Here is a 7,294-nt window from a genome sequence, read left to right on the forward strand (position 1 = left end):
TGCATGTTTATATTTGGGGCTTGGCCATCGTCTAACTTCCAGAGATTTATGAGGTTCGTAGACAGAGAAAAAGGATATTGGTGGAATTTACTTGACGTCAATCATTGTTAAATTGTAAGAAAGTGCGAATATATAAAACAAGACTCTTCATTAGAAAATTCATGGTGGCTCTATGATGAAATTGATATTGACGGCAGAAATGAATGGCATGTTTTGCTTCAGGATGAGAATTTGGTATTAGCTTATTTTATTATTCAGTTGAAAAAATTTCTTTTAGAAATTAAAGCAGTATCAGATACTAAATCTTGCTTTAAATTATTATTCTTAAATCTTACATTGCGATAAATCCCGATTAGTCAGCGAATACATAGAATGAGAGGTCATGATGGCAACCACTTATGAAAGATATCTAAAACTGAATATTGACGGCTCCCGCGTTGGCTTGGAGCGTAGCGAGAGCGAAAGCAACTACTTCTGCACGCCCAAGGGTGCGAAAGTGATCGGCTGGGCCGGTGTGGATGGTATCCACTATTGCTTCGTGCGTGGCTTTGGCGAGATGGTGTTTGCCGTCAGCCCGATGAATACACAGGGAAACTATGTGCATCCGGTGGCGAGAGATTTTATGGACTTCCTGGGGCTCCTGCTGGCTTGCGGCGATGCTGCGGCACTGGAGCAGGTATACTGTTGGGATCAGGCGCAGTTTGACGCCTTCCTGCAGCACAATCCTCTCACCGGTGAACAGCAGGCTGTGCTGGATGCCATTCGGGAGAAGATGTTGCTCGCGCCTAGGGAGCAGCCCTTTGCTTATATCAAAGAGCTGCAGGCCGAGTTTGATTACAGTCGCCTCAAATATACGGAAGATTATTATGAGTGGGTTCCTGTCGAGCCGAAGATACCCGAATGGAAGGTTTACTTTGACGGCAACTTTTGGGGGCATCATGGACGTGAAAGAGCCGGCAAGGAAATTTCTCTCGATAGGCAGTTTGTCTGGGACGATGAAGTCTGGCATATCCCAGCGATTTACACCTGCAGTAAAGGCTTGGTCGTGGACTTTTGCATACAGGTTCCAGCTGAGAGCATCCGTTCCTTTATGGACAAGTGGAATCTCTCTATTGAGAACAATGGAAGCGACTTTACCGATGAACAGCGGATGCAGATCGACGCAGAAAATCCGCTGGCCATCAATATAAATCCGAAAGTTGTGTTGAACGGGACTGTTCTTTCAGGCTCTCATGGCTGCGGCTTGTCATGGAATCCCTGCTTCCCAGAGGGCAACGGCCTTGAGGCCAAGAGCGTGACCCAGCATTATGGCCTTGATCCTGCCTATGGCTGGGCAATCTGGCGCTCTGCTGTTCCTTGGACGAAGAAACGCAAACCGCAGATCACGACGCTCAGCGTAACACTGGTGCAGGAGCCTGTCGCTATGTCGGGACCGCACTTCCATGTACCAGCGCCCGGTGAGCCCATCAAGTTTACACACCCGACCACCGGCGCACAGCATACGCTGACCGTGCAGGAATATGAGCGGAAGGAAATGTCTCGTGAGCATTTTGGCAGCCAAAATCAGGAGTTCCCGATGCACTATACTGTGATGAGCTATACGCTCTCGCCGGATCTGTCTGATGGTGCATTCACCGTCACTGATTGCCTTCGTTCCGACCAACCTCGGCAGAAGCGCACCAATCCCAATGAGCCCCAGGCATCGGGCAGCATTTGCGTCGCCATCATTGGCGGATCAGATGGTTCGACTGCCATCATTTTCGGCGGTAGCGGCCAAGGCAAGCTCCATGTAGCCTGCTCCGCACTGCACTTTGAGCCGGTGGACGATGTGGAGTGGCGCATGGTGAAAAAAGACGCGAAGATGTTACGGTGGAGCTGATATAAACCTAATCTAAGAGATTATAAGCATAATGGATTGATAAATTCCAGTTTGTAGCGCAGGTCGACTCTCCGAAGCAAGGAGCCGACCTGCTTTTTTGCTTCACATGCCTAAAATAGACCAGTCGATACTTGCATTAAGATGGTGGAAAATAATAAGCTAATCATTATTTCAACCAATGGTTGAAATAGTAAGTCATTTCGAAAAATGAGTTATTGTATAAAAGTTTCGTAGTAATTAAAATATTTACAGAGGAGGTTTGTCAAAATGGATAATGAATTTAGAATCAATTTACTAAAGTACCGTAAAGCCAGCAATCTAACACAGGAGCAATTAGCAAAAAAAATAGGCGTTTCTTTTCAGGCCGTATCAAAATGGGAAAACGGACTGGCTTACCCCGATATTGAATTATTGCCTCCATTAGCATCAATTTTCCAAATAAGCATTGATATGTTGTTAGGATATAGAGTTCAGAAAATCAAAATAACAGAGTATGAAGACCATTATCAGTCGGAAACTTATTATTGGGGAAACCAAGTATGGGACGGTTGCTATGAAGTTTTAAAAAAGATGCCACCGGTAAGACCCTTAACTTTATTGGATATTGGATGTGGCGAAGGTCAGGCTTCCGTATTCATTGCTAAGAATGGCTATAAAGTATCCGCCTTTGATATTGCACAGAATGGTATTGATAAAGGAATAAAACTTGCTCAGATAAGTAATGTATCGGTGAATTTCTTTAACGCCAATATTTTGGACTATCAATTAGGAAATAATTTTGATATCGTATATGGCAGTGGAGTTCTACAATATATTCCTTTGGAGTTTAGAGGTAAGTTCTTTGAGAACATACAATCACATACCAATGTTGGCGCAATCAATATATTTAATGTTTTTGTAGAGAAATCTTTTCTTCCTACACCTCCAGATTGGGAATTAACCGAGAGCTTCTGGAAATCGGGAGAATTGTTTGGGTTTTATAAGGATTGGCAAATCGACTTCATGGAAGAGAAGATATTCGATTGTCATAGTTCGGGCGTACCACATAAGCATTGTATGGATACCATTCTTGCAACTAAAGTGTGCTAAATAAACTAATTTCCAATTAGCGGTGAGCTTGTAAGCGCAGTGGAATCTAAGCTTTTATTCATAGCGTCTCATTTTGGATACAACTTTCGCCGTTTTCATCGTCGTTTATATGTCAAAACACTTCATTTCCAAATGGCTTCGGAAATGAAGTGTTTTCCGTATTCAGTCTGCCTTATGGGGTGAGTTCACAACTTATCCTTGTGACTTCCCGCATTTAATCCGCGTCTATTTTTAACAAAGATAAGAGACGATTTTTCTAAATACATCTCAATACTAAAAGATAATAGTAATACAAATGAACGACAACACTTAATAATATGTTTAATGTAATTTGAATATTAGCTGGAAGATTGATGATTAGTTATATAGATAGAGCAGTAGTAGAAATAATCAATCTCTCATTGGTACTATAAAAGCACAAGCAAACGATCCGAATGAACGGGTTGGATGCCTGTGCTTATTTAAATATAATAAGGGGAGAAATGGCCTGGCGTACTTCGCATTGGATTTCGCATCCGTTGGATAATCTGTCAGCTATCCCCTTATTATGTGCATTCGATTAAGCAGGTTGAAACCGATAAGGCTTTCGTGTAACTAACCAATATGAATGGTAATAAGCGAGGATGGACGCCAACAAATATTAGGAGGAGTAGTATGATCAGTGTCGGGATTGACATCTCAAAGGGAATAAGTACAGTCTGTTTTATGAAACCATATGGGGAGGTGCTTCATAAACCATTTGAGGTGAAACACACGGAAAGCGACTTGAAACATCTGGTAAATCAGATCAACACACTTACAGAGGAAACCCGTGTCGTTATGGAGTCGACTGGAGCATACCATTACCCAGTATTAGCGTATCTGAAAGAGCATGGTATTTTTACATCGGTTATTAATCCGCTGGTAATGAGCAAGTACGTTAATGTTGCGATCCGCAAAGGCAAGACAGATAAGCTTGATGCCATTAAGATAGGGAATTTTGGTATAGATCACTGGTATCATCTTGTAGACTACTCGCCAACGGCTGATGTGTATGATGAGTTAAAAACACTCAACCGCCAATATTTAAGCTACATATCTATGCGTATTCATTCGAAACAGACGCTTACAAATCTGCTGGATCGAACAATGCCGGGGATAAAAACGCTCCTTTGGAATCGCTCTGACGTACCTGATCGGGATAAATTGTGCGACTTTGTAAAGGAATACTGGCACTTTGACAACATCACGCGTATGTCTGAGGCCAGATACATCAATAACTATAACAGCTGGGCAAAAAGAAAAGGATACCGAGCCAGCACGGAAAAGGCGAAGAAAATCTACGCACTTGCACTGGATGGCATCCCCACTTTGTCTTCCACTACGCCATCGACCAAAATGCTCGTAGAGGAAGCAGTTAAGGTCCTGCACATGATAGACACGACCCTTGCGAGTATTCTAGCACAGATGAGAGCATTGGCAAAGTCGCTGAAGGAATATGATATTGTCATGGCAATGCCCGGAGTAGGTGAGATACTCGGACCAAGGATTATAGCAGAGATAGGAGATGTACAACGCTTTCATAGTGCCGGAGCCGTCATTGCTTATGCCGGTCTTGATGCACCACCGTTTCAATCAGGCAACTTCACAGCTACAAAGCGAAGCATATCTAAACGTGGCTCAGCTTCTTTGCGTAAGACAGGATACGAAATCATGAGGTACATAATGATTAGCAAGCCGTCTGAAGATGACGCTGTTTACCAGTATATGATTAAGATAGAAAATGAAGGGAAACCAAAAAAAGTTGCCAAAATCGCCGCGTTAAACAAGTTCCTACGTATCTACTATGCTAGAGTGAAAGCGGTTTATGCTGCAGCCTGATGACTCAATGTTCAAACCGGCCAGTTGTCTTTCGGTATCTGGTCAGCTTTGCTATACTCATATTTATATTGATATTTCCTGAAATTTATGGTTGACTTTTAAAATTTTGGAATGTTCCCGAGGAGAAATTAAGTTTTTCATGTGAGTCTGTTGCTGAAGGTATTACTTGTCAATTTAAATTAATGGACTAATGCAAACGCATGTTATTCAAGCCTTGACCTATACCCTAAACTTCTAATTATTCTTATTTCGCACCTAATAGGTAGAATATTGTAATAGATTTCCAGACGAATCTGGGGCTATTGATTATATATACGGTAGACTAAACGCATAATCCTTAGATACTGAGTAATGATACTAAATAGTCAATATTTCTTCGGGGTAAACGCTTCGAAAAACTATGGTGGTGTAATATGGATTGGTAGGGCCTTTAATTCGTGGTGGGCAAGACCTATATTAAAGATTATTAAGATTAAAGATTCCACTTGTTATTTTTTGGCCATGATATCAAGTTTTGCATAAAAGAAGTTTAGAAGAAAAACTATTGTTTATAAAACAATTAGGTGGTGACGTTTTTGTTTAAAGATAGATTGATAAGAGGGGCAATAGCTGGAATAATTGCGAGCTTATGTATGCTTGCTTGGAACTTCTTCTCCTTCTATATTCTGCTCTTTGCTAAACAAACATGGCTCGAATCAATCAATGAGTCAACTTGTATTAGGACAGTCAACAAAAGACAATTAGATTTTATCGCAGCATTTGGTTCTTTTATTATTTTGAATGGATTTTTAGGAGGAATTTATATTTTCTATCTTTTTTCTGCTCATGAGCATCACACCATTTTGTAATCCAACCTAAGACAATTCCATATATTGCAATAGAAATCCAATTTAAGCCTAAATACTAGGAGGTCTAGATGAAAAAAGATAAATTCTATTATGGTATGATTTCTGGTTTAGTGGCAGGTACTGTCCAAAATACCCTAAATTTAACAATTTTTATTTTAGGTGTCACAAGTTTGCGTTATCTCGATTGGACATCAATAATGATTTATGGACATAAGCCTGTAACTATTCTAGATGGACTTTTTGCATTGATTAATCAGTTGGGTATAAATGCTACCATCGGTATCATTTTTGCTTATGCCTTACCTCTACTCGGGTTTGAACATTATTTACTCAAGGGCATGGTGATGGGAATAGGAGCGTTTCAATTTACCTATTTCATTACATTTCTTTTTAAAATACCTGATTTGATAATTATTCCGACCTATACTGCAATATCAAATTTTACTACGTCTGCAATTTTTGGAATAATATTAGCACTTCTTGTAAAGAAATGGGTCTATAGTTCGGTGAAATAGAATTTCTGATAATACTGTTATAATATACCAGAAGGAATGATAAAGCAGGAAAACGTAATAGTTAGCTTTAAGTTATGACTATGATCTATATATTTTTCTGCTCCAAATGGTCAATGATTGATATAGTGCGTTTCATAATTAAGTTTGTAACCTTCAGCTACGAATTTTAGTATTCTAGAAGCCTTGATATAAACGTATTAATGAAAGTGCTATAAGTGAACTGAAAAGTGTACCTTGTGGCACAGATTTGAGCCACTCTTTGACACTTTCATTTGATTATAAGAGGTGCATGATAATTATATTTGATTATGAACTTAAAGGACTTCTGAATTAAGTGGAGAAGAGACAACTTATACATACTTTATAAGTTGTTTGTGGGAAGGTGCTGGTTTCTATGCCTAGTGACCTAGTTTTGATTGTCGATGACAACGAAGGAGTAAGAAGTTTGCTCAAAGAAGTATCAATGAACAACGGCTATCAGGTTGAAGTTGCCTCCAATGGTGCAGAAGCAATTAAAAAATTCCACAAATGTGTTCCCTCGGTTATTTTACTAGATTCAAAAATGCCTGGGATGAACAGTCTTAAGGTAGCTGAAAAAGTAAAAGACTTGTTTCCTGAATTGCCCATAATAATGATCTCTGCATATTCCGAACAAGAGGATATAAAAGTGGCACAACAAAAAGGTCTTATCAATTTTTGCGTGTCAAAACCTTTTGACATAAACAAGATGGTTGAATCCATTCGCTTACTGATTCATACTTATTAAAGTGATTAATCTTATTTCATATTTTCTTAGTTTCCTTGTACATAATTTGATATAGAAGAAAACCTCCTCACAATTTAAAGCTATGAGAGAGGTCTTTTCTCTTATTACTTCGAATAACTACCACGACAAGCTCGGGGGCTAAGTCGATTCTGTTAGGCGCGCTCCATCATACATCACACGGTTTACGCAATTAATATGACCGTGCATAAACCCCTGAACGTTATACATTTTTCTATGTTGCGCCACAAAGCCAACTTCCAATTGGTACTATAAAAGCACAAGTAAACGATCCGAATTTACGGGTTGGATGCTTGTGCTTATTTACTTATAATGAGGG

At 39.9% G+C, this 7,294-nt stretch carries 6 protein-coding genes; all 6 read left to right on the forward strand.

The features are described 5' to 3' along the window. Positions 1-382 precede the first annotated feature (382 nt). Entirely contained in the window at positions 383-1,879 is a 1,497-nt protein-coding gene (locus M8E35_RS13890) for a hypothetical protein (RefSeq protein WP_252469767.1), read from the forward strand. Between the two features lie 267 nt (positions 1,880-2,146). Then, positions 2,147-2,968: a helix-turn-helix domain-containing protein gene (locus M8E35_RS13895; RefSeq protein WP_252469768.1), complete on the forward strand. Its 822-nt coding sequence runs from the start codon at positions 2,147-2,149 to the stop codon at positions 2,966-2,968. Between the two features lie 654 nt (positions 2,969-3,622). Next, on the forward strand, positions 3,623-4,828 hold the full coding sequence (locus tag M8E35_RS13900) for an IS110 family RNA-guided transposase (protein WP_252469769.1): 1,206 nt from the start codon (positions 3,623-3,625) through the stop codon (positions 4,826-4,828). A 575-nt stretch (positions 4,829-5,403) separates the two neighbouring features. Continuing rightward, positions 5,404-5,676 (forward strand): hypothetical protein, encoded by a 273-nt coding sequence (locus M8E35_RS13905; protein WP_252469770.1) that lies wholly within the window; start codon positions 5,404-5,406, stop codon positions 5,674-5,676. A gap of 68 nt (positions 5,677-5,744) precedes the next feature. Further along, positions 5,745-6,191 (forward strand): hypothetical protein, encoded by a 447-nt coding sequence (locus M8E35_RS13910; RefSeq protein WP_252469771.1) that lies wholly within the window; start codon positions 5,745-5,747, stop codon positions 6,189-6,191. A 394-nt stretch (positions 6,192-6,585) separates the two neighbouring features. Further along, entirely contained in the window at positions 6,586-6,957 is a 372-nt protein-coding gene (locus tag M8E35_RS13915; protein WP_252469773.1) for a response regulator, read from the forward strand. The last annotated feature ends 337 nt before the right edge of the window (positions 6,958-7,294 follow it).

Origin of the sequence: Desulfosporosinus nitroreducens (assembly GCF_023897015.1) — a bacterium.
Classification (GTDB): Bacteria; Bacillota; Desulfitobacteriia; order Desulfitobacteriales; family Desulfitobacteriaceae; genus Desulfosporosinus; species Desulfosporosinus nitroreducens.

Excerpts from the sequence above, each read along its gene's own strand:
- M8E35_RS13890 (WP_252469767.1), top strand. The coding sequence starts at position 383 with ATGATGGCAACCACTTATGAAAGATATCTAAAACTGAATATTGACGGC.
- M8E35_RS13895 (WP_252469768.1), top strand. The coding sequence starts at position 2,147 with ATGGATAATGAATTTAGAATCAATTTACTAAAGTACCGTAAAGCCAGC.
- M8E35_RS13900 (WP_252469769.1), top strand. The coding sequence starts at position 3,623 with ATGATCAGTGTCGGGATTGACATCTCAAAGGGAATAAGTACAGTCTGT.
- M8E35_RS13910 (WP_252469771.1), top strand. The coding sequence starts at position 5,745 with ATGAAAAAAGATAAATTCTATTATGGTATGATTTCTGGTTTAGTGGCA.
- M8E35_RS13915 (WP_252469773.1), top strand. The coding sequence starts at position 6,586 with ATGCCTAGTGACCTAGTTTTGATTGTCGATGACAACGAAGGAGTAAGA.